Source organism: Psychrobacter sp. 1176_08, assembly GCF_052850615.1.
Window position 1 is genome coordinate 1 of record NZ_VXCU01000001.1, and the last position, 23,177, is coordinate 23,177.

Annotated in this window: 15 protein-coding genes and 1 pseudogene; 8 read left to right on the forward strand and 8 right to left on the reverse strand. The window is 45.4% G+C overall.

The features are described from left to right. Positions 1–3,404 (forward strand): annotated as a pseudogene (locus FW759_RS00005) (YadA-like family protein); the annotation flags it as partial. Between the two features lie 254 nt (positions 3,405–3,658). Here FW759_RS00005 and maiA read toward each other — a convergent pair. Then, positions 3,659–4,297 (reverse strand): maleylacetoacetate isomerase, encoded by a 639-nt coding sequence (gene maiA / locus FW759_RS00010; protein WP_446442107.1) that lies wholly within the window; start codon positions 4,295–4,297, stop codon positions 3,659–3,661. Positions 4,298–4,483: 186 nt separating this feature from the next. On the opposite strand from maiA, the gene FW759_RS00015 reads away from it, so the two are divergent. Further along, the gene (locus FW759_RS00015; protein ID WP_443566710.1) at positions 4,484–5,362 is read left to right on the forward strand and encodes an IclR family transcriptional regulator; all 879 of its coding nucleotides are present in this window, start codon (positions 4,484–4,486) and stop codon (positions 5,360–5,362) included. A 54-nt stretch (positions 5,363–5,416) separates the two neighbouring features. Here the strand turns inward: FW759_RS00015 and FW759_RS00020 are convergent, their stop codons facing one another. The 5 genes from FW759_RS00020 to FW759_RS00040 all read right to left on the reverse strand — a co-directional run bounded on the left by FW759_RS00020 (position 5,417) and on the right by FW759_RS00040 (position 11,270). Beyond that, the gene (locus tag FW759_RS00020; protein WP_446441802.1) at positions 5,417–6,469 is read right to left on the reverse strand and encodes a TRAP transporter substrate-binding protein; all 1,053 of its coding nucleotides are present in this window, start codon (positions 6,467–6,469) and stop codon (positions 5,417–5,419) included. A 154-nt stretch (positions 6,470–6,623) separates the two neighbouring features. Continuing rightward, a complete protein-coding gene (locus FW759_RS00025; protein ID WP_446441803.1) occupies positions 6,624–7,199 on the reverse strand; it encodes a VOC family protein in 576 nt (191 codons plus the stop codon). Between the two features lie 110 nt (positions 7,200–7,309). Beyond that, positions 7,310–8,599 carry a fumarylacetoacetase gene (gene fahA / locus FW759_RS00030; RefSeq protein ID WP_443527489.1) on the reverse strand — a complete coding sequence of 430 codons (1,290 nt, stop codon included), beginning with the start codon at positions 8,597–8,599 and terminating at the stop codon, positions 7,310–7,312. 380 nt (positions 8,600–8,979) lie between these two features. Next, on the reverse strand, positions 8,980–10,176 hold the full coding sequence (locus tag FW759_RS00035; protein ID WP_446441804.1) for an amino acid aminotransferase: 1,197 nt from the start codon (positions 10,174–10,176) through the stop codon (positions 8,980–8,982). Between the two features lie 164 nt (positions 10,177–10,340). After that, positions 10,341–11,270 carry a LysR family transcriptional regulator gene (locus FW759_RS00040; RefSeq protein WP_062844458.1) on the reverse strand — a complete coding sequence of 310 codons (930 nt, stop codon included), beginning with the start codon at positions 11,268–11,270 and terminating at the stop codon, positions 10,341–10,343. A gap of 144 nt (positions 11,271–11,414) precedes the next feature. Here FW759_RS00040 and hppD point away from each other — a divergent pair, with 144 nt between their 5' ends. The 4 genes from hppD (at position 11,415) to nhaC (ending at position 15,614) form a co-directional block, all read left to right on the forward strand. After that, positions 11,415–12,515, forward strand: coding sequence for a 4-hydroxyphenylpyruvate dioxygenase (gene hppD / locus FW759_RS00045; RefSeq protein ID WP_062844459.1), 1,101 nt, complete (start codon positions 11,415–11,417; stop codon positions 12,513–12,515). Between the two features lie 173 nt (positions 12,516–12,688). Then, positions 12,689–13,624 (forward strand): phenylalanine 4-monooxygenase, encoded by a 936-nt coding sequence (phhA, locus tag FW759_RS00050; protein ID WP_446441805.1) that lies wholly within the window; start codon positions 12,689–12,691, stop codon positions 13,622–13,624. A gap of 137 nt (positions 13,625–13,761) precedes the next feature. Then, complete coding sequence (locus tag FW759_RS00055) at positions 13,762–14,103, forward strand: 4a-hydroxytetrahydrobiopterin dehydratase (protein WP_062844461.1); 342 nt, start codon at positions 13,762–13,764, stop codon at positions 14,101–14,103. A gap of 104 nt (positions 14,104–14,207) precedes the next feature. Further along, positions 14,208–15,614 carry a Na+/H+ antiporter NhaC gene (gene nhaC, locus FW759_RS00060; RefSeq protein WP_443508796.1) on the forward strand — a complete coding sequence of 469 codons (1,407 nt, stop codon included), beginning with the start codon at positions 14,208–14,210 and terminating at the stop codon, positions 15,612–15,614. A gap of 111 nt (positions 15,615–15,725) precedes the next feature. On the opposite strand, the gene nirD is transcribed toward nhaC, so the two are convergent. Further along, positions 15,726–16,076 (reverse strand): nitrite reductase small subunit NirD, encoded by a 351-nt coding sequence (gene nirD / locus FW759_RS00065; RefSeq protein ID WP_446441806.1) that lies wholly within the window; start codon positions 16,074–16,076, stop codon positions 15,726–15,728. Between the two features lie 106 nt (positions 16,077–16,182). Further along, entirely contained in the window at positions 16,183–18,771 is a 2,589-nt protein-coding gene (gene nirB, locus FW759_RS00070; protein WP_446442108.1) for a nitrite reductase large subunit NirB, read from the reverse strand. Between the two features lie 638 nt (positions 18,772–19,409). Between nirB and FW759_RS00075 the strand changes: the two genes are divergently transcribed. Continuing rightward, positions 19,410–20,924 (forward strand): NarK family nitrate/nitrite MFS transporter, encoded by a 1,515-nt coding sequence (locus FW759_RS00075; protein ID WP_446441807.1) that lies wholly within the window; start codon positions 19,410–19,412, stop codon positions 20,922–20,924. Positions 20,925–21,067: 143 nt separating this feature from the next. Next, positions 21,068–23,116 (forward strand): protein kinase domain-containing protein, encoded by a 2,049-nt coding sequence (locus FW759_RS00080; RefSeq protein WP_446442109.1) that lies wholly within the window; start codon positions 21,068–21,070, stop codon positions 23,114–23,116. Positions 23,117–23,177: the final 61 nt, after the last annotated feature.

Below are 23,177 nucleotides of genomic sequence, written 5' to 3' on the forward strand. Positions count from 1 at the left end.
GTAATAACGGTAATAACGGTAATAACGGTAATAACGGTAATAACGGTAATAACGGTATTGGACTAAAGTTTGCTGGTGATACTGGTGGAACGATTATACGGAATCAAGGCGAAACGCTGAATATTAAAGGTGGCGAGACTGACGCCACAAAACTAACCAGCGGTAACAATATCGGTGTGGTTGCTGACGGTACTGACACCTTAACCATCAAATTGGCAAAAGATTTGACGGGGCTAGATAGCGTCACCACAGGTAATAGCATACTCAACACCAATGGTTTAAGCATTACAGGTGGTCCATCATTCACCGCAACAGGGATTAACGCCAACAACCAACAGATCCAAGGCGTAGCAAGCGGCGGTACAACGGTGTCTAACGCTGCCAATATTGGTGATGTAAACACAGCGATTACTGGCGTAACCAATTTAGGCTTTGGCCTAAAAGCTGCCGATGGTAATACAGTGCAAAAACCACTAGGACAAGCGGTTGAAGTGGTTGGCTCTAACAATAACATCGACACGCGAGTGAACAACGGTAAAGTAGAAGTGCAACTCAACAACAACCTTGATCTTGGCAACAACGGTAGTGTCAAAATGGGTTCAGCTTCTCCTTTCGGTCTTGGTAGTACGACGACACTTGATCGTTCTGGTCTTACAACAGGCAATGCACTCCTTAATACCACCGTTGATGGTTTAGGTGTTAGAACGGGTAACGCATTAATCAACACGACAGTGAGCAGTTTGGGTGTTGCTGTATCTAATCCATTCTCTACTACTACTTTATCTGGTAACGGCCTTAACATTCTCGGTGGTCCAAGCGTGACGACTGCGGGTATCAATGCCGGTAATAAAAAAGTGGTCAACGTTGCTAATGGCGTACAAGCAAAAGACGCCGTCAATGTCAGTCAGCTCAACAGCTCCTCAGCGGCTGCACGTACCAAAGTACTGAGCGGCACCAATGTCGCAAGTGTTGACTTCTCAACCGACAGCATCACAGGACAAGACGTCTACACCGTCAATGCCGATGGCACCACTGCCTCAGCTGGCTCATCAGCCGTCACCGTCACGCAAGGTGCCAAAGATGGGGCGACTAACATGACGGACTACGCAGTCGACTTAAGCGACGCCAGTAAAGCAAGCTTAGTCAAAGCGGACAGTGCTATGCAAAGTGTGGTCACTCAGATCGATGGTGTGGATGTCAAAACCCTGAACCGCACCGACAATAGTGCCAACTTCCTCACAGGCAACAACATCGTCTTGACCGCTGAGGGTGGTGGTATCAAAGTCGCCACCGCACCAGATGTGTCTTTCACCACCGTCACCACAGGAAATAGCCTGCTCAACACAGAAGGCGTCCGCTTCCTTGGTGGTAGCAGTGTCAGACTGAGCCAAAGCGGTCTTAACAATGGGGGCAATCGTATCACCAATGTGGCCGATGGTGCGGATGATACCGATGGGGTCAACGTCAGACAGTTGAAGGCAACCAACAGTACCGTTGATTTGGGGCTCGACTTTACTGGAGACGATACCGCAGTGATCGTCAACCGTAAGTTAGGTCAAACATTAACGATTCAAGGAGGTGCGACAACCTTAACAGACAACAACATCGGTGTCGTGGCTGATGAAGACGGCAGACTAAACGTGAGATTGGCTGAAGATGTGGTGCTTGGCAGAGCAGGTAGTGTCAGAATGGAAAACACCGTGCTCAACAACGCAGGCGTCACCATCACAGATGGACCCAACCAAACCGTGACGCTAAGCAATGAAGGTCTTGATAATGGCAATAATAGAATTATCAAGGTCGGTGAAGGTATTGCACCAAGTGATGCTGTCAACTTCGCACAACTCACAGTCACCAATAATGAAGTAGCTAAAGGCATCAAGATTGGTGATGGTAATAGTGACAATGATCAGCAATTCGCATTAGGCGATACTATCAATGTGACAGGAGACAGCAATATCACTACTGTTGCTTCTGCGACTGGTGTCCAAGTGAAACTTAACAATCAGTTGGATCTAGGAGAAGAGGGTAGTATTCAAATAGGCAATAGCATCATGAATAATAATGGTTTCACCTTTGTTGATAATGGCTCAGGTAGAACGGTTGCATTAAGCAGCTTTGGTCTCGATAATGGTGGCAACACGATCCGCAATGTTGGCAAAGGTGTACTAAATACTGATGCTGTAAACGTCGAGCAATTAAAAGAAGTTACTACTGTCTTGGATCAAGGTTGGGGTATCAGAGCTCAAGGCGATGCTGCGACTCAGGTAAAACAAGGCACTGCTGTTGATCTTAACAGTAGAGACGGCAACATCAAAGTGTCTAGAACCTTAGCCAGTAATGGCGCTAGCTCAGGCGTAGCCGCGGCGGCTGGTGCTAATGATATCAGCTTTGATTTAAACCCAGACATCAATGTGGTTAGTGTCACAGCTGGTGATACAACAGTCAATAGCAATGGTCTCACGATTGCAGGTGGTCCAAGTATCACTAAAAGTGGTATTGATGCCGCTGATAACAAAATCACCAATGTCAAAAACGGTGAAGTAACGGCAACGAGTCAGGACGCTATCAATGGTAGCCAGCTCTATGCTCAAGGCAGTGGTATCAGCAGTATCATCGGTGGCAACACGGTTTACAACGCTGAAAACGGTACTTTTACTAATAGTAATATTGGTGGAACGGGTAAAGGCAGTATTGATGGTGCGATTGCTTCTATTAGACAAGGCACAATTGAAATCAACGAAAATGTGCAAGCCAATACAACCAATATCGCCACTAATACAACCAATATCGCAACGAACACCAGGAACATCACAACCAATACCACCAACATCAAGGCCAATACAGATAGACTTGATGCAGGACTTAACTTTGGTGCAGATAGTGGTGCTAATATTAACAAACCTGTAGGTGATGGCAGTGTTCTGAAGTTCACTGGCGGTAATAACATCACTACCACAGCACAAGGTAGTGCTATCAAGTTCGATCTCAACAGTAACATCACCGTAGATAGTGTCAAAACTGGCAATACCACGGTGAATAACAATGGCGTTACCATTGCTAACGGACCTAGTATGACGGCAAGTGGTATCGATGCTGCTAGCAACAAAATTACCAATGTTGCTGATGGTATGACACCTAGAGACGCTGTTAACTTCGGTCAATTAGATGCGGTTAGTAGACAACTTGGTGACAACATGAATCAGTTAGGATATAAGATCAATGAGGTCGAAGACGATGCCAACGCTGGTATTTCAGCAGCCATGGCAATGTCTTCACTACCACAAGCCTATCTCCCTGGTAAATCGATGATTGGAGGCGGTATTGGTACTTATAATGGAGAAAGCGCTGTTGCTATTGGTTTCTCCAAACTGTCCAATGATGGTCGTTGGGTCATGAAGATAAATGGTACCGCAGATACACAAGGTAATGCTGGCGCTTCGATTGGTGCAGGCTTCCACTTCGATTAATGGAAAAAGCCAGACCAAGTATTAGGCTAATGAGCAAAACAAAAAAGCAAGACAACCAGTGTCTTGCTTTTTTATGCGTAAAGTTAATTTTTCGTTCGAGTACCATAAAAAAATATAAGGTTTTAGTCAGTAGACACTTATTTACTATTGGCATCAGATAGATACTGCTTTAATAAAGTTATTGCGACTCATGGCGCATCAGGCTGAACCATAGGGTCAGCATCTGCAAACGCTTTTAGCGTACGGCAATGCGTATCAATTTCGACAATATTAGGGTAAGCACTTAGATCTACCTTGAAACGTCGAGCAGAAGAAACCTGCGGAATCAAATAGCAATCTGCAAAGGTAGGATGGTTACCGTAACAGAATTTTCCGCGAGTTTTGTCATTGGCTAGGCGTTTTTCTAACGCGTCAAACCCTTCTTTCATCCAGCGACTGCACCATGCCAACACCACCTCTTCATCTACTGATAACTCATTACGTAGATACTGTAAAATACGGCGATTATTCAGAGGATGAATATCACAACCAATTATGGCACTCAGCGCCCGTACCTGCATACGACCAGCCGCATCCTTAGGCAATAACGGGGTGTCAGGATAGATGTCTTCTAACCACTCTAAGATAGCGGGGCTTTGATACAGGAGTAAATCATCAGCTTGTAAGACAGGGACCAACCCTTGAGGATTGATAGATTGAAAGGAGGCCTCTAGTTGTTCGTCTTGTGCCAGATTGACTGCGATATAGTCATAATCCAGCCCCTTTAAGTTCATGGCGATACGTGTACGATAAGACGTGCTGCTGCGAAAATAACCATAAAGTGTCATCATCATTCATTCCTTTTATTGTGGTATGTTATCAATGGGATAAGCGGTTATAATTACTGAGACCGCGCTTATTCCGTACAGAAAAAGAGAATATTGTTAAATAAAAAGTTATTGAGTCGTATTTTTATTTGGCTAATACGCAACCTTACCAATCATTCATTAAAAACATCATTTATCGAGCAAAGCATGCCAGCATCTGACAACCTTGTAGATAGCAATCTGACAAATAATCTTGCCACCAATAAAAATCAAAATGGCGTCCAATCCCTTGAAATTGGGCTATCCATCTTGGATGTATTGATCGAGTATAACGAACCTATGATGCTAAAAGACATCGCCCAAGTGATGCAAATGCATCCCGCAAAATGCCATCGCTATCTGGTAAGTCTTATTCGTAAAAACTACGCTCGAAAGCTCAGTGATGGTCGTTATGGGCTTGGCGATAGGGTCAATGCCTTAGCAGCACTTGGCCACACGGGATACAACCAAAGCAATATCTTAGAGCGGCTGACACATATCGCCAATGAGATCAAAGATACTTTAAACTGCGCAGTACAAATCGCCAAGTGGTTCAATGAGGGCCCTATCATCATTCACTCTGTCGAGCCAGATAGCCCCATCAGTATCATTACTCGTATTGGCTCGCGCATGCCGCTGACGACATCAGCGACAGGTCAGTTGTTTGCCAGTTACCAACCTGATGCTATGATCGAACCATTGGTCATGGCGGAATGGCAGACAAAAGACAAAATGGAGCTAGCCGCACAATGGCAACATTTTACGCAACTACAAACCAAGATTCGTACGCAAGGTTATGCGACGGTCACTGGTGATATGCTGATGGGTATCAACGCCATCACGATACCTGTTATATTGCCGCAACCAACAAATACTTTTGCCACACCATATATTTACAATGACAATAATGATCAGCGCCCGCCAGAAAACCTATCATTAGAATATGCCATTACGATTATCGGAACCACAGAGCAGCTACCAATGAGTAAGAAGCATAATGTGGTTGAGCAAATCCTAGCCATCGCGCAGCGGTATCAAATCGCGTAGGATGCTTGAGTCGTAACCATATTAGTTATAACAGTACCTGCGTAATCATCTGAGTTAAACCGCACAGGTCTTACTGGTTGCTTTGATCTTTTCGTATACAGCATCAGCGTCTAACCCTGTGGCATTTACTTCATCTAGATATTTTTGTGAGCCTTCCATCAATGGTTCTTTCCAATTGAGATCATTGAGCGGATCAGGAATATCAATCATCATATCGCCTTTTTCTTTGGCAGCGGCCATCGCTTTATCGTTACTCACATCAAAGACTTTGGAGACATTAGCTGCCAGTGCCGCACCTGAATTATCATCAATGACTTTTTTGAGATCCTCTGGTAGACGATCATATTTGTCTTTGTTCATGCTGATAACAAAAGTGGAGTTATAAAAAGGGATGTTGGTATGAGTATTGATGAGCTCATCCAAACGGAACGCTTGAATGGGTTGCCACGTAAAGCTGAGACCATCAATGACGCCGCGCTGAAGGGCAGTATAGGTGTCGCTTGCAGGCATGCCAACAGGCGCAGCCCCAGTCGCTTCAATGATGTGACTGGCTACGGCAGATGGCTGTCGAATCCGTAGGCCTTTCATATCAGCAGGTGTACGTATGGGCTTGTCCACCGTATGCAGTGCGCCTTGACCTGTTCCGATAAGGGCAAGCAGATGCGTGTCTTTATACTCGTCTGCAATGACGCCTTCATCATAAAGCTTATGGAGGATACAGCTTTGCTGCTGGGCGCTATTGGTGATACCGGGAAGCTCGGCAATTTGGGTTAAAGGGAATCGTCCTGCGGTGTAGCCTTGGGCTTGCATACCGATGTCAACGATGCCTTTGGCCGTGGCGTCATACGTAGCCCCTGGTTTGCTCAGCGTGGCAGAAGGATAAATCTCAACCTTGATACGTCCATTTGAGTCGGCTTCGATTTTTTTTGCCCATGGCTCTAGCGCCTCAGTATTTATATTGTCATTGGCTGTCATAAAGTGGGAAAATCTGAGAGTGGTCACGTCGACTGTATCTGTCGAAGCCTTAACTGCCTCATTATTATTGCTACAGCCAGTCACTGCAATGCAAGTAGTTAGCAGTATTCCTAAGTGCGTTTTTGTTTTCATCATAGAATCCTTTCATGATGGGGCGGTAATCATCAAGGGACAATAGTCATCGCCAACAGGTTAGATTGTCTGAATAAAGTTCTAATATTAAAAAGCTTACTGTTTTTTTAACAATCTAAGTTAAAGAAAACAGTAAGCGGGACAACGGTTGTATTTATTCACCAGCAGGTGCGACCTCTTTTGCTTCGCTAAGCTCGTCACTATGCAAAAATTGAGTATGCGTTGGTGCGCGCTTGGTACGTGACCATTCTTCTAGCATATCGTGTTTGATGGCTTCAGTAATCATAGAAACCTTGTCGTACGAGGTTGGATCATCATAGGTCAGCTCCAAGCGATGACCGTTTGGATCAAAGAAATAAATAGAATGGAATATACCGTGGTTGGTTACCCCAATCACATCAATGCCCGTCTTTTCTAGATGCTCTTTGGCTCGTAGCAACTCATCACGGTCTTTGACCTTGAGCGCTAGATGCTGCACCCAGTTTGGGGTGTTGGGATCAAAGCCCATTTCTGGTTGATTAGGGACTTCAAAAAACGCCAACACATTGCCATTACCTGCGTCCAAAAAGACATGCATATAAGGGTCAAAGGCTTTGGTCGATGGCACATGATCTTCAGCAAATGCCAAGATAAAGTCCATATTGAGATGTTTTTGGTACCATTCAACGGTTTCTTTGGCATCTTTGCAGCGATAAGCCACGTGATGAATTTTTTCGATTTTAAAGCTCATATCAAATTCCTTTTGATAAGGCGTTTGGCAAGTCTTTGGTATCTAACAGTGCCATTTACTTGCCTTCACACCCGTTTTACGCTGGTGATGCTAATGCGATTTGTGAAAGATTATTTGTCAAAGTCAAACTGAATGGCGGGCAGTACTTTACCGCGTACCTCACCAAAGCCGACACGGATGCCGTCTTTTTCGCTATAGCCTTTCATAATGACGGTATCGCCATCTTCAATGAAGCTGCGAGTCGCGCCACCTGTTAGCGTGACAGGCTTTGTCGCATTCCAAGCAATCTCTAGCATCGAGCCATAAGAATCGGGCGTTGGGCCTGAAATAGTGCCTGAGCCCATCATGTCGCCAACTTCTACCTTACAGCCAGTGATGGTGTGGTGGGTAAGCTGCTGCGCCATAGACCAGTACATGTATTTAAAATTGGTTTCACAAACCATGGTGGCGCTATCGCTGTCTTCAGGCAGTAGCTCTACTGATAAATTGATATCAAAGCTATTATCAGTTGCTTTTTCGTCGAGATAGGCAAGTGGCTTTGGTTCTTGAGTCGGGCAAGCCGTTTTAAACGGCGCGAGCGCGTCCATGGTCACAATCCAAGGAGAAACTTCAGAGGCAAAGGTTTTGGCATTAAAGGGGCCTAAAGGCACATATTCCCATTTTTGGATGTCACGGGCAGACCAATCGTTGAGCAAGACCATGCCAAAGATGTGATCAAACGCCTCATCTACTGCGATGGGCTGACCAATGTCATTGCCTTTGCCGACCACAAAAGCGGTCTCAAGCTCAAAATCTAGACGCTTACAGGCAGAAAAAATAGGACGGTCATCGGCATTTGGTTTGAGCTGACCCGATGGACGGACAATATCAGTGCCACTCACGACCACGGTGCTGGCGCGTCCATTATAGCCAACCGGCATCTCAGTCCAGTTAGGCAATAGCGCATTACTTGGGTCACGGAACATCGTGCCGACGTTGGTGGCGTGTTCTTTTGAAGAGTAAAAATCGGTGAAACCGGGTACTTGTACCGGCAGGTGCATGGTGACGTCTGCTTGCTGGAACAGCGCCTTTTTCTGTAAATCTTGATTGTCACGTAAGGCATCATTGTCACTAGATAGCAGCATTTGAATGGTTTTGCGCGCTTGTGTCCAGTTGTCTCGACCGGAGTCAATAAAGGCATTTAGCGTTGGTTTATCAAAGTAGGGACCACCATCCAAGCTCAGTAGCCCTGCGGCTTCGATGACAGCGAGATCCAAGACTTGCTCACCAATCGCCACACCAGCACGGCGCTTGCCATCAGCAGTGTTGCTAAAAATGCCATAAGGCAGATTATGAATTGAGAAATCTGAATCGCTTGCGATGTCGATAAATGAGGTGAGGGTTGAGTCAACCGTTGACATAAGATGCTCCTTGCGAAAAATAAATGATAAATTACGTTATAATTAATTGCTTACGAATAATGTAATTTATAGAAAGATAGATTGCAAGGTTTTTTATATAGCGAGCACCTATTGTATGAATACAGCCAATGCTAAATAACCTAGGTAAACATATTATTACGTGCTACTAAGACAAATTTTTCTCGCTTGCTATGCCTGCGCAGACAGAGGCTTCGCAAAATTTATCTTAGTAGCACTTTGCTTTTTTATAGCGTACTGACGACGATTTACATAAATTTTGGACGAAAAAAAGGCTGAGCCATTGCTCAACCTTTTTTTCATGACAGTGTTACTTATGATATTTGATGTTATATCAAATCATATGCCTTAATTTGATGGGATCAGTCTTTTAAAACGTCAGCCATAGCATTGGCCACATAGTCGATATTGCTGGTGTTCAAGCCAGCCACGCACATACGTGAATTAGAAATCATATAAATACCGAACTCGCTTTGTAAGCGCTCGACTTGCTCAGGCGTCAAACCTGTAAAGCTAAACATACCATTTTGACGCGTAATATAATCAAAGTTACGATTCGGAACTTTGCTTTCTAAGACAGATTTGAGTTTGAGGCGCATGGCTTTGATACGATCACGCATCGCATAAACTTCACCAACCCACTGGTCATGTAGCGCTTCGTCATTCATGACGATATCGACGACACGTCCGCCATGTGATGGCGGGCTTGAGTAGATACGGCGTACGAAAGCGTTGAGCTGACCAAATACGCGCTCGGCTTCGTCCACGGTTGGGCACACAACAGATAAGCCGCCAACACGCTCGCCATAGAGCGATAGGTTTTTAGAGAATGAGTTGCTCACAAACAATGGCAGACCCATATCGACCGCTTTACGAATGGCATAAGCATCGCTGTCCATGTCGTCGCCAAAGCCTTGATAGGCGATATCCATGAATGGAATCAAGCCGCGCTCTTGAACCACGTCTAGCACAGTGTCCCATTGCTCACGAGTCAAATCCATACCCGTTGGGTTGTGGCAGCAAGGATGTAATAACACCACATCGTCTTTATTCAAGGTGTTAAAAAAGGCGATCATCTCATCAAACTTGACGCTATTGCTGGCTTTGTCATAGTACGGATATTTACCGACTTCAACATCTGAGCCTTCAAAGATAGCAATGTGGTTGGCCCACGTTGGATCGCTGACATAGCACTTGGCATGTGGGAACCATTCATTGATAAACTCTGCGCCGACTTTTAATGCCCCAGAACCACCAATCGTGGCGATGGTCGCAACCAATCCATCTTGTAAGACTTTTGCGTCTTTACCAAACAGCAGCTCTTGGCAGCCTTTGCGATGTCCTGGCAAACCTGCCATTGGTAGATACGGACGAGGCGAGATGGGATCTGCGATACGCTGCTCGGCAGTTTTTACACAATCGAGTACAGGCAATACGCCATCTTCATCATAGTAAATACCAATCCCCAAGTTGACCTTGTTTGGATTGCTGTCTTCCAAGAATTTTTCCATGAGCCCTAAAATTGGATCACCAGCGTAGTAGTCGACACGTTCAAACATGTTGCTTCCTTATAAAATGTAAATCGAACCGCCAAAAATCATAGAGCAAATCGACGGCTAACTCAATATGAGATTCAGATATCTTGGATAATTCCCAAAATAATTGCCCAAATGGGTTGGGTTTTTGGCTATTTCAGCGCCAGACGCGTTTTATCAGTCAGTATTTAAATATGCTGTAGATCATCAAAGTGACTAGAAAAGTAGGTTTGTAAAAATATTTTGAACGCGATAGTGGCGGGCGAGAGGGCGCGTGAAGAACGCTGATAGATAAAAAATTGACGCATTTTGATGGGCTGGGTCAGTGGTCTCATCTGTAAACCGTTGGCGCTAACCCAGTCAATGACCTCAGGCATGTAAGGCAAACACAACGTAATACCGAATCCTTGACGCGTCATCTCAAGCGCAGTGGACATAAAATTGACCTTATAACGTGCTTGCTGGATATGACTAGAGATGCGCTCATCTAACTCCGCCGTTACTTGCTCGATAAAGGGGCCTTGTAGGGTAATGAGCGGAATATCCAACAAATCCTGCCACGTGATTTCGGATTTTTGTGCCAATGCGTGATTATCAGGCGTGACCACACAAAATGGTAGCTGGTATAACAAATCAGCACTGATATCATCGTCAGCCTTCATAAACTCAAGCTCAGTACCGACACCCAAGTCTACCTCGATGTCTTGCACATGTCTGAGTAAGTTTTCAGCAGAGCAATCCAATAACGACACGCTAATCTCCGGATGTTTTTTGGCAAATTGAGCAATCACCGCAGGCATGGAAGACGCTGCAAACTGTGAGACGGCCAGTCGCACTTGCCCTTGAGCAAGGCTGGTTAAGCTACTGGCTTCATTCTCAAACAATTGCATCTCATTCAAAACACGCCGAGCTTGAGGCAGTAAATGCCGTCCTACTGCGGATAAAGACAGCTGGCGTGTGGTGCGGTCAAACAACACAATACCGAGACTTGATTCTAGTTCTTTGATCAAACCGCTAACGGCAGATTGGGTCAAATGCATTTGGTCGCTGGCACGCGTAAAACTGCCATAGTCAGCGACTTTGATAAACGCGGTCAATTGGCGAAGGCTGATATTCATAAGTAAACCTGATAAATAAATCATAAAAAACAATTAGTCTTATAAATAAAGCTAATCTAATATAAATACAACGTCAACCAAAAAGATTGATGACCAATCGTTTTATCGTGTTTTTACCACCAATTGAAATTAAGGATGATTACAATGGCAGATTTATTTGACAATCCAATGGGGCTACAAGGGTTTGATTTTGTCGAATTCGCCTCACCTCAACCTGAAGCGGTCGCTACTTTGTTTGAACAGCTTGGGTTCAGCCATGTTGCCAACCACAGATCTAAGGACGTGGCTTTATACCGCCAAGGTGACATCAACCTCATTATCAATCGTGAGCCATTAAGCCCGGCCAGCTATTTTGTCGAAGAACATGGCGCAGGCGCTTGTAGCATGGGTTTTCGTGTTCAGGATTCCAAAAAGGCTTACGAGCGTGCCATTGAGATGGGCGCACAGCCAGTAAACGTCCCAACTGGGGTGATGGAACTACGACTGCCAGCCATCAAAGGCATCGGCGGCTCACTCATCTATCTGATTGATCGTTTCAAAGATGGCGAGTCAATCTATGATGTCGATTTTGAGTTTTTGCCAAATGTAGACAGAAACCCTGTCGGCTATGGCTTTAAAGTCATCGACCACCTGACGCACAACGTCTACCGAGGTCGTATGGCGTATTGGGCAAACTTCTATGAGCGTATTTTTAACTTCCGTGAAATTCGCTATTTTGATATCACGGGTGAATATACAGGGCTGACCAGTAAAGCCATGACCGCCCCTGACGGCAAAATTCGTATTCCACTGAATGAAGAATCTAAGCAAGGCGGCGGACAGATCGAAGAGTATTTGATGCACTTCAATGGCGAAGGGATTCAGCACATTGCATTGGCTAGTGATGACTTACTTGCCAGTATCGATATGCTCAAAGCGGCTGGCATCCCACTCATGACCGCGCCAACGGCTGCTTATTATGAGATGCTTAACGAGCGTTTGCCAAACCATGGCGAAGATGTCGACGCATTACAAACTCGTGGCATCTTATTGGACGGTACGACAGAAGATGGTACGCCGCGTCTATTATTACAGATTTTCTCTGAAACCATCTTGGGTAGCCCAGTATTCTTTGAATTTATTCAACGTAAAGGCGATTACGCAGAAGGCTTTGGCGAAGGTAACTTTAAAGCCTTGTTTGAGTCAATAGAGCGCGACCAGCTACGTCGCGGTGCTATCGGTCAGCAAGAGACGGAAACGCCGTAAAGCTCGCACGCGACCATCGTGAGTACCATAGTAAAAGACAAGTAAAACAACAAACGGGCAAGGCAAAAGGAGTTTGTCTTGTCCGCATCAGTCCAATCGTCACAAGTACGGCAGTGATGATAAGGCCATTGATGCAAAAGCAATATACCCCTTGCAATAAAAGGAATATCGGCATGGAACGCCTCCAACAGACAACTTCTCACATCAAGACTGCCAATGTCGCTGCTAACGGCTCAACCTCAGCACCCCTGAGCACTGGCGGTTTTGGTCAAGAGGATGCCACGAATAAGAAACAACCTTACGTCTCGCATCAACCAGATAGCCACGGTCATATTCAATATGGCGACCATGAAAATGCGATGTGGCAAGCGCTGCTCGAACGTCAAGCCAGTGAGATACCCAACCGAGCCTGTTTAGCCTATATAGAGGGTTTGAAAAAACTCAACCTACCTGCCACGCACATTCCGCAGCTCAGTGACATTGATGAGGTATTGCAAGCCACCACAGGCTGGCAGACGGCGGCTGTGCCTGCGTTAATCAGCTTCGGCAAATTTTTTAAACTGCTCGCCAATAAGTCCTTTCCTGTGGCGACCTTTATCCGTCGATTTGAAGACATGGATTATATCGAAGAGCCTGACATTTTTCATGAAATCGTCGGACATTGCCCATTGCTGACACATCCTGCGTTTGCAACTTTTAATGAAACTTATGGCAAGTTGGGTCTTGAAGCCACTAAAGAAGAAAGGTGGTTTTTGGCACGGCTTTATTGGTTCACCATTGAGTTTGGTTTGGTTGGGCGTAGCCGTGAGGATCGCAGAATCTACGGCGGCGGCATTCTCAGCTCACCGTCTGAGACGATCTACGCGCTTAGTGGTCAGTTGCAAAATCACTCGCAAAACTCGTCACCGTCCAGCCCAGAGTGCCGAGCCTTTGACTTGTTGGATGTGTTACGTACACCGTATCGTATCGATCAGATTCAGCCGATTTACTATGTTATTGATGATTTGGATACACTCTTTGATATCGTTGACAGTGACATCATGGGCATGGTTAAAAAGGCCATGTCATTGGGACTGTTTGAGCCAAGTTATCAGATAAAAACCCGTTAATGTCTATCTAAAGACCCTATCAGTACTATTTTAGGATTAAATGTTTGAATGGTGGTCGCACCACATCAACATGGATGTACATCAATTAAAAAGACTCTCTAATATAAAAATACTTTCTAACATAAAAGGATATTATGATGACTGCATTATCACAAGCCAGCTGTGAAGCCTGCCGTATCGGCGCACCGACAGTGGACGCGGCTGAAGCAAACGAGCTATTACAACAAATTCCTGATTGGTCATTGATCGAAGTGGATGGCATCAAACAATTACAGCGCCAGTATAAATTCAAAAATTTTGTCAAAGCAATGGCGTTCGCCAATCAACTTGCAGACATCGCCGAGGCAGAAGGGCATCATCCAGGTATCTTAGTAGAGTGGGGTAAAGCAACTGTGACATGGTGGTCGCATAGCATCAAAGGCTTGCATCACAACGATTTTGTTATGGCGGCTAAGACCGATCGCTTATTGGATTCGTAATCCGATTGGCAATCGCCAAGCAAACTCATTAAACTTGCCCCACTTAAATTCCATATTTAAATTCAACCTAACGCCAGATTGCACTGGCGCTTTAAGGATGTGTGATGCCGCCAAAAATATTAACCCAAATTTCACCGCAACTGGCATTTATGATTTCTGCCATTGTCATTGCCATCATGGGCGTGACCATGATTGGTTTCGGCTGGGTGCCACATTTATCATTGATACTCGCTATTTGTTTTTTGTTGGCTATCGGTTTGTATAAAGGCTTGAGCTTTGATGACATGCAAATGCAAATGGCATCAGGGGTCATGCGGGGCATTGGTGCGATATATTTATTCTTCTTTATTGGTTTGATGGTCGCCGCCTTGATGATGTCAGGTGCCATTCCAACGCTGATGTATTTTGGTTTTCAGCTGATATCACCTGAGTACTATTATATTTCTGCTTTTGTCTTGACTTCTATTATTGGTATTGCCTTGGGTAGTAGTTTGACGACAGCGGCGACGTTGGGTGTGGCTTTTATTGGTATGAGTAATGCCTTTGACGCCAATGTGGCGATTGCAGCGGGCGCAGTGGTATCGGGCGCATTCTTTGGTGATAAGATGTCGCCTTTATCAGACACTTGTACCATCGCCTCATCGGTTGTGGGTATTGATTTGTTTGAACACATTCGTAATATGATGTATACCACTGTACCTGCGTGGATATTGACAGTTCTCCTTTTTTGGTTTTTCTCAGGACAGACGGCAGGCTCTGATCTTAGCGAAGTGACCATATTGCAAGGCCAACTGATAGAGAGTGGCTTGGTACATTGGTATGCAGTGCTGCCTTTTGTGGTACTGGTTGGGCTGGCTATTTTTCGCGTCAATGCGATCTATACCATCATTTGTACCATCGCAGTCGCTTTAATCATTACTTATTTGCATAGCTCACCAAGCTTTGGTCAGTTGGGTGGGTATTTATTTGCAGGTTATGCGCCTGCTGAGTCATTAGAGCTGGGTGAAGTAGGTGGTATGCTGTCACGCGGCGGTGTACAAAGCATGTTCTTTACGCAAGCGATTGTGATATTGGCATTGAGCCTTGGTGGACTGCTGACGGCATTGGGTATTTTGCCTGCCTTGCTATCTGGTATTAAAGACACTTTGACCACGTCTGGACGCGCCATATTTGCGGCTGCCATGTCGGCTTTGAGTATTAACGTGCTGATCGGCGAGCAATATCTGAGTATCTTGCTGTCTGGTACAGCCTTTCGTCCCACGTTCGAGCGCTTAAATTTGCATCCCAAAAACTTGTCTCGTACGATTGAGGATGCAGGCACGGTTATCAATCCTTTGGTGCCTTGGAGTGTCTGCGGTGTCTTTATCAGTCAAGCGTTAGAAGTGCCTGTGCTTGATTACTTGCCTTATGCGTTTTTCTGTTATCTGTCGCTACTGTTGACGATACTATTTGGCTTTACGGGTATTACTATTAGCCGCGTAAAACGTCATGAGCCAGTCAAAGCAGTGTGAGAGGTTTTTAAACCAATAATGTCTTGATAATAAAAGTTATAAAAATTAGGGCGCATCTCAAATAAAGGTGCGCCCTAATTTTTTTTGAATGCCTTTTTTAAACGCTTTTCTTTAAACACCTTCTAGCATGACAGTGTCTTTGTTTAACGTTACTTGATAGGCAGCTAATGTCACGTCCACATTATCTAAGCACTGTCCCGTGGCAAGATTAAAACGCTGCTTATAAATCGGCGAGGCGACATAAAGCACTTCTTCATCCATACCAGCCTCATTGACAATCGTCGTGCCGCCAATCAAACCGCGAGACAGTACATTGGCTTGGCTAAAGGGGTCATAATTATCAATGGCGAAAAGGTCGTTTTTTTTGGTACGAAAGATCGCAATTTGCTTGCCGTCTATCAATGCGCACACGCCTGTTTCAGGGAGAATGTCGTTAAGAGGGCAAATATTGTACTGTTTCATAGCGTGTTATCCTTAAAGGGTGAACCCTTCATATCATGAGTGACACTGATGTGCTCTTAAACGTGCTGCACATGACCATTATAAAAGTGCAGCTGTTAAAGTATGATTATGCCAACTCAACCACTCTAATGGCGGACTTCTCAGAATCAGTGGCAGGCCGGATTTGCTCGCGTTCGGTCACAAACACAACGTTGTCATCACCTTGTTCACTGTTCACAAAATGACGGAAGCGTTTGAGTTTTTCGGTGTCATTGATCGTCTCAGCCCATTCGCAGACATAATTTTGGATAAGAAGTTCCATTTGTGCTTCAAGCTCCTTGGCGATGCCTAAGCTGTCTTCAATGATAACTGCTTGTAAGTACTCAAGCCCACCTTCTAGACTTTCGCGCCATTTTGAGGTGCGCTGGAGCTTGTCGGCTGTTTTGATATAAAACATAATGATACGGTCGATATATCTGACCAAGGTTTCGGTATCGATACCAGTTGCAAATAGCTCTGCATGGCGCGGGGTAATACCGCCATTACCACCGATAAATAAGTTCCAGCCGTTTTCAGTCGCAATCATGCCAAAGTCTTTACTTTGCGCTTCGGCACATTCTCTCATACAGCCTGAAACACCCATTTTGATTTTGTGCGGTGATCGCACGCCCTTGTAGCGATCCTCCAATCTCAAAGCCAGACCCATACTGTCGTCGACCCCATATCGGCACCAGTCATTACCCACACAAGACTTGACCGTACGTAGCGATTTGCCATACGCATGACCAGTCTCAAATCCTGCCTCTACTAACTGTGTCCAAATATCTGGCAGCTGTTCCATACGAGCACCAAATAAATCCACACGCTGTCCGCCCGTGATTTTGGTGTAGAGATTGAACTCTTTTGCGACTTGCCCCAGCACGATGAGTTTGTCGGCTGTAATCTCGCCACCCGGTACGCGCGGCACGACTGAGTAGGTGCCGTCTTTTTGGATGTTGCCCAAATAGTAATCGTTGCTGTCCTGTAGCGGTGTCAGCTCAGGTTTGAGCACATAGTCATTCCAGCACGATGCCAAGATAGAGGCGACAGTCGGTTTACAAATCTCACAACCATGACCGCGACCATGCTCGGTTAGCAGCTCATCGAATGTCTTGATGCCGTGTACGCGAATTAAGCTGTATAATTCCTGACGAGAATATGTAAAGTGCTCGCATAAATCATTTTTGACTTCAAACCCAAGCGTTTTTAGCTGATAGCTCACGGTGTCTTTTACCATGGGTGCACAACCACCGCAGCCCGTACCTGCTTTCGTCACCGCTTTTACATCTGCTATTGAGTACGCACCGTTTTCGACCGCTGAGCAAATTGAGCCCTTTGTCACGTTGTAACAAGAGCAAATCATGGCAGTATCGGGCAAATTGTCGATGCCCATCATAGGTTTTTCGACGTTGGGTAGGATCAAGCTTTCAGGATGGGCTGGCAGGTCAATGTCGTTTAAGTAGAGTTGCAATAAATTGTTATAATCTTCGGTATCACCAACCAACACCGCACCAAGCAAGCGTTTATTATCAGCAGTAGTAACCAGTTTTTTATAAATGCCTTCAGCGGGGTTTTGATACAGATAGCTCAGGCCGCCTTCAGTCGTGCCATGAGCATCACCAATACTGCCGACATCGACACCCATCAGTTTTAACTTGGTGCTCATATCAGCGCCTGTAAAGGTTTGCTCATTATGACCTGCAATTTGCGCGGCACAAATACTGGCCATGCTATAACCGGGTGCCACAAGGCCAAATATCTGATTGTCCCATACCGCGCATTCGCCAATGGCATAAACATGATCGGCATTGGTGCGACAGTGCTCATCGATCCAAATGCCACCACGCGCACCCATGACAATACCACACTCAGGATTATTTTTGATGATGGCATCCTGTGGTCTAATCCCTGCGCTAAACACGATCATATCGGTGTCCAGCGTGGTGCCATCGGCAAACTGCATGGTGAGATAACGGGCGTCATCGTCTGTATCATCAGCGTCGGAGGCGCTATCTGTATGAGAAATAATCTCTTGGGTGTTCTTACCTGTTAGGACTGTGACGCCCAGCGCCTCGATTTTACGCTTTAGAATCTCACCGCCCGCAGCATCAAGCTGCACGCCCATTAGTTGCGGGGCAAACTCGACCACATAAGTCTCCAGACCTAGCGTAACCAATGCTTTTGCTGCTTCTAGCCCCAGCAGACCACCACCGACCACCACGCCTTTTTTGACTTTGGGTAGTTCAGCAATTGTTAAAATCTCATCCAAATCTGCAATCGTACGATACACATGACAGTGTGGATGCTCGCGCCCTGTAATGGGAGGCACAAAAGGATAAGAACCCGTTGCCAGTACCAGCTCACTGTACTCAATCTGCTCGCCACTTGCTGTGGTAATAGATTGATTGGCGGAATCAATAGTCACAATCTGCTGGTTTAGATGCAGCTGTATCTGCGATGACTCATAAGTACTCAGATCCACTAAGTTCAGCTTGCTAGCGTCTTTATGTTCAAAATAACTGGATAAATACACGCGGTCATAAGCAGGGCGGTCTTCTTCTGCAAAGACATGAATCTCAAATTGTTCATGCAAGCCTTGCTCAATGGCTCTTTCAACAAAATGGTGACCGACCATGCCATTACCAATGACAATCAAATTGCCTTTTTTTTCTAACATCGCATTTTTTATGACTGCGTTTTTTTCAATCGTGCCGTTTTTGCCCATTGTAGTGCTGCTCATGCGTCTGTCCTCTATATCGCTGATAAATGACATTTAGATGCCTACTGATACAGAGCATTCAATAATTGTGCCAAGCAGTTTTATATTGGTTTGTTTTTGAAGAGTGTACTTACAAGCGCTGGCTGACATATAAGCGTCAACCTCAAGCGTCTTAATGGTTTTCAAAGATTCAGCCGAAACAAAAGGGACGTGGGTATCAATGTTTAGACTCATGATAGGAAGGTGAATTTTCTGTCCTGTTTGAAGAGTCAGTTATCAGGTTATTGCACCAAAATAGACAAATTAATGCACCAATTTAGACTTAGCGGTTGCTTATTCAATAGATAACGATGTTTGCTTTTATAAGCAGTTAGTCATCAATATCTAAACATTCATCCAACGTTGTTACTACTGCTCACACCTTGATAAAAAGGCGTTGTAGCACTGATTGAGTACCTAAACTCATTTTTTGGAAGCAGCTTTATGGCGTAACTGGCATAGCCATTGCACCGCTTCAACTGTCTCATGAATTATTTTATGAGAAATTGACGCTTTGTAATAACCGAGAACTTCACCATTTAAGGAAGCTGCCGCCTATGTCATCGCCATCATCGAACCCCGTTGCTACTACTAAAGATAAGCTCAACGTGTTGTCTTTCGCAGGTAAAAATAAAATCCTTCACTTAGGTTGGATGGCGTTTTTTCTGACCTTTTTTGTATGGTTTAACCATGCACCATTTTTGTCCGCGATTGGTGAGACATTGAATCTCACGATTGATCAAGTCAAAACGCTATTGATACTAAACGTAGCATTGACCATTCCAGCCCGTGTCATTATTGGTATGTTGACAGATCGTTTCGGCCCGCGTGTTGTTTATACAGCGATTTTGGCTATCGGTGCCATACCCTGTTTTACCTTTGCGTTTGCGCAAGATTACAACACCTTGGCGCTGTCTCGTTTCTTATTGGGCTTTGTTGGTGCAGGTTTTGTGGTGGGTATTCGTTTGATGAGTGACTGGTTCCCGCCCAATGAGCTTGGTACGGCTGAAGGTATTTATGGTGGTTGGGGTAACTTTGGCTCAGCAGCTGCGGCGCTGCTATTACCAACGGTAGCAATCGTGGCAGCTGCGGTTGTGGGCGGCGATGAAGGCTGGCGTTATGCCACGGCCATGTCGGGTGTGGTGATGGCGCTTTATAGTGTGGTTTTTTATAAAATGGCACGCAACACCCCTAAAGGCGCGACCTACTTTAAGCCCAAAAAGTCAGGTGCGATGATGGTGACCTCAGCAGGTGATTTTTGGCTCATGATGGCGTTTAAATTGCCGATGTATTTGGCCTTGGCATTATTGGCCTGGAAGCTATCGCCTGCTGGTGTCAGTTTGCTTAGCCAATCTAGCGTCACGCTTATCTATATTGGCCTTGCGGTACTGTATGTCTATGAGTTCATCAGCAGTTATCGCTTTAATAAAGAGGTTTTTACCACGCCTGTACCAGAGGCGCATCGTTATGATTTTAAGCAGGTTGGTATTCTCAATATTCTGTACTTTGCGACTTTTGGCTCAGAGCTGGCGGTTGTCTCCATGTTGCCTTTATTTTATCAAGAAACCTTCAATCTATCGGTTGTGATGGCAGGTGTGCTGGCATCAAGTTATGCCTTTATGAACCTGATGTCGCGCCCAGGTGGTGGTTGGCTCAGTGATAAATTCGGTCGAAAAATCACCCTATTAATTCTGACAGCAGGATTGGCGGTTGGGTATCTGTTGATGGGCATTCTAGACTCAACGTGGCCACTGGCGCTTGCACTATTAATTACCATGTTTTGCTCGTTTTTTGTGCAGGCAGGCGAAGGCGCCGTGTTTGCAGTGATTCCATTGATTAAGCGCAGTATGACAGGGCAGTTCGCTGGCATGACGGGCGCGTACGGCAACGTCGGCTCTGTAGTGTATCTCACGATTCTCAGTTTGGTGTCTTATCAAGTGTTTTTCTTCGTGATTGCTGCAACGGCTGTGGTTGGGTTTTTTGCGCTGTTTTTACTCAAAGAGCCGGAAGGGGTCATCATTGAAGAGATGCCCGATGGGACGTTTGCCGAGATCCAAGTCAGTCACAGCTAAGTCAGTTATAGCTAAGACAAGAAAAATAAATAGGAATGACATTGAATACGATGCTAAAAGCCAAGCCAAACGCCAATCACCAAAGTCATCAACACCGTGCTCACATAAGCGCAAAGCAGGCAACTACGGAGGCAAGTGCTGCTATGAGTACGGGTGGTGAGCTCAGTCCTCCTAGAAAAGATATGGCCTTGTGGTGGCTGGATTTTTTTACCACAAAAGGTCGTAAAGCCGAAAACCAAGACAGTTTGCTGATCACCACTTGTCTGATACCTCGTTTGTCGCCGCTGGCATTGAGTGAGCAAAGTCTATCCACACAACCGACGATGTTGCCATCTTCATTGTCGAAAGCGCCACTCTTGGTAATCATGGCAGATGGGGTCAGCGCTTGCCAGTTTCCAAAGCAGGCAAGCCAGCTGGTCGTCAATACGGTGGCAGAAAAAATCACATTAGCGTTATCAAAGCTGGCGTCTGTATCGCCTGAGAGACAGCACCCAGCGCAAACGATGTCAGTAGATTTTGATGATGATCAAGTGGCTGGCATCATCAAAATGGCGGTGAACAAAGCCAATGATATGCTGTATTTTCCGCAAACCTACCAGCGAGTACCGCCGTTATTATCGACGTTATCAGGATTGTTGTGTATTGGCGATCGTATTCATTTGTTTCATACAGGCGACTCACGTATTTATCGAGTTGGACCAGACAGTCTGACGGTTTTGAGTGACGACCACCGGATTCATCGTGGTCAAGACAAAGGCGCGCTGTCGGCTGCTATTGGCGCAGATGGACAGCTGGACTTGCAACAATCGGTATTTACACTGCATCAAAACGAGTGCTTGGCCATCATGACTGATGGTGTTTATGAGCATATCGACGAGGTCGAGTTGGCGTTTGAGCTGTGTACAGCGGCGACACAGATGGGTCAGACGTTATCTAAGACATCTGGTTCACCAGCGGATTTTTGTGTCAGTCAGACGGTTTGCGAGCAGGCTTTTGCAGAGGGCAGTCATGATAATTTGAGTATGATGATGCTGAGTATGAACGTGATGCCGACCTTGTCTAAGTGCATAAAAAACCGTGCTGACATAGATAACCATGTAGAAAAATTGGATACACCTATAAATCCTGATGCCGTGATTCATGACAGTCATCGCTATCAGCTGCCGCCAGTGTTAGATATAGGAGACAGCATTGATGGTTTTACCGTCATGAGTATCATTGCACGCACGGCTCGCAGTCAGGTCTATTGGGTAAAAGATGAGAGTGATCATGACTTTGTACTAAAGTCGCCTAGTCTCGACACGATCGAAGACGGGCATTATTTACGTGATTTTTTACAAGAGCGCAAAATTGGTCTGAGTCTGTCAAAACACCGCCGAGCTGGCGAGTCTGCTTACAATCAATCCGACCCAAATCACTTGCCAATAACGGAGTCAAACAAGGCCAATGCACACGGAATTGGCTCTGGGCTAAATGTATCAGGGCTGCTGCGTTATTATCCCGTGCCTGCCAGTACCACTTATTTGTATCACCTAACTGAGTATATAGAAGGCGAGAGTTTACGAGATTTTATCGATCGTCATGCGCCATGCGATGTCTGGCAGACCTATGACTTGCTTACAAAAGTCGGTATGGCTGCTCGAGTGATGCACCGAAATTATCTATTGCATCAAGACATCAAGCCTGAAAACGTGCTGCTAACAAAATCAGGTGCCATAAAATTAATCGACTTTGGTTCTGCAAGCTCGTCAATCTTAAAAGACAGTACGCGACCACCCAATGGCGATCTGCACTATGCTGCACCAGAGTATTACACCAATGCACCAAAAGGGGTTTATTCTGATTTATTCTCAATCGCGGTGATAGGTTATGAGCTGTTGACAGGGCAGCTGCCATTTGGTTCACAAGAATTAATGAACCCGCAGCAAGCTTTGGTCATGCCAACAAAGCTGCTCCGACAACACAATGTCCCAGCCACGAGCCAACAAGCGCTGATACGAGCGCTGCATCCCAATACGAAGGTGCGTTATCAAGCGATTGGTGAGTTTTTGCAGGACTTCAACCCAGACAATAGCACGCGCAGCCGTGATTCTGAGCCGCTCATCAAAAGCAATCCTTTGTTGGTATGGCATGGCATTTGCTTCGTACAGACTGTCATCATTGTTTTATTGTTGTGGGCATATTTGTCATAGCGTGCCTATTTTCAATGACATACCACCTCCTGTTTACTGCTGCGTTATGCTGCTAAGGAAC

What these genes read in the sequence shown, in the direction of transcription:
- maiA (WP_446442107.1), bottom strand. Translation starts at nt 4,297, where the DNA reads ATGACACTTTATGGTTATTTTCGCAGCAGCACGTCTTATCGTACACGT.
- FW759_RS00015 (WP_443566710.1), top strand. Translation starts at nt 4,484, where the DNA reads ATGCCAGCATCTGACAACCTTGTAGATAGCAATCTGACAAATAATCTT.
- FW759_RS00020 (WP_446441802.1), bottom strand. Translation starts at nt 6,469, where the DNA reads ATGAAAACAAAAACGCACTTAGGAATACTGCTAACTACTTGCATTGCA.
- FW759_RS00025 (WP_446441803.1), bottom strand. Translation starts at nt 7,199, where the DNA reads ATGAGCTTTAAAATCGAAAAAATTCATCACGTGGCTTATCGCTGCAAA.
- fahA (WP_443527489.1), bottom strand. Translation starts at nt 8,599, where the DNA reads ATGTCAACGGTTGACTCAACCCTCACCTCATTTATCGACATCGCAAGC.
- FW759_RS00035 (WP_446441804.1), bottom strand. Translation starts at nt 10,176, where the DNA reads ATGTTTGAACGTGTCGACTACTACGCTGGTGATCCAATTTTAGGGCTC.
- FW759_RS00040 (WP_062844458.1), bottom strand. Translation starts at nt 11,270, where the DNA reads ATGAATATCAGCCTTCGCCAATTGACCGCGTTTATCAAAGTCGCTGAC.
- hppD (WP_062844459.1), top strand. Translation starts at nt 11,415, where the DNA reads ATGGCAGATTTATTTGACAATCCAATGGGGCTACAAGGGTTTGATTTT.
- phhA (WP_446441805.1), top strand. Translation starts at nt 12,689, where the DNA reads ATGGAACGCCTCCAACAGACAACTTCTCACATCAAGACTGCCAATGTC.
- FW759_RS00055 (WP_062844461.1), top strand. Translation starts at nt 13,762, where the DNA reads ATGACTGCATTATCACAAGCCAGCTGTGAAGCCTGCCGTATCGGCGCA.
- nhaC (WP_443508796.1), top strand. Translation starts at nt 14,208, where the DNA reads ATGCCGCCAAAAATATTAACCCAAATTTCACCGCAACTGGCATTTATG.
- nirD (WP_446441806.1), bottom strand. Translation starts at nt 16,076, where the DNA reads ATGAAACAGTACAATATTTGCCCTCTTAACGACATTCTCCCTGAAACA.
- nirB (WP_446442108.1), bottom strand. Translation starts at nt 18,771, where the DNA reads ATGTTAGAAAAAAAAGGCAATTTGATTGTCATTGGTAATGGCATGGTC.
- FW759_RS00075 (WP_446441807.1), top strand. Translation starts at nt 19,410, where the DNA reads ATGTCATCGCCATCATCGAACCCCGTTGCTACTACTAAAGATAAGCTC.
- FW759_RS00080 (WP_446442109.1), top strand. Translation starts at nt 21,068, where the DNA reads ATGAGTACGGGTGGTGAGCTCAGTCCTCCTAGAAAAGATATGGCCTTG.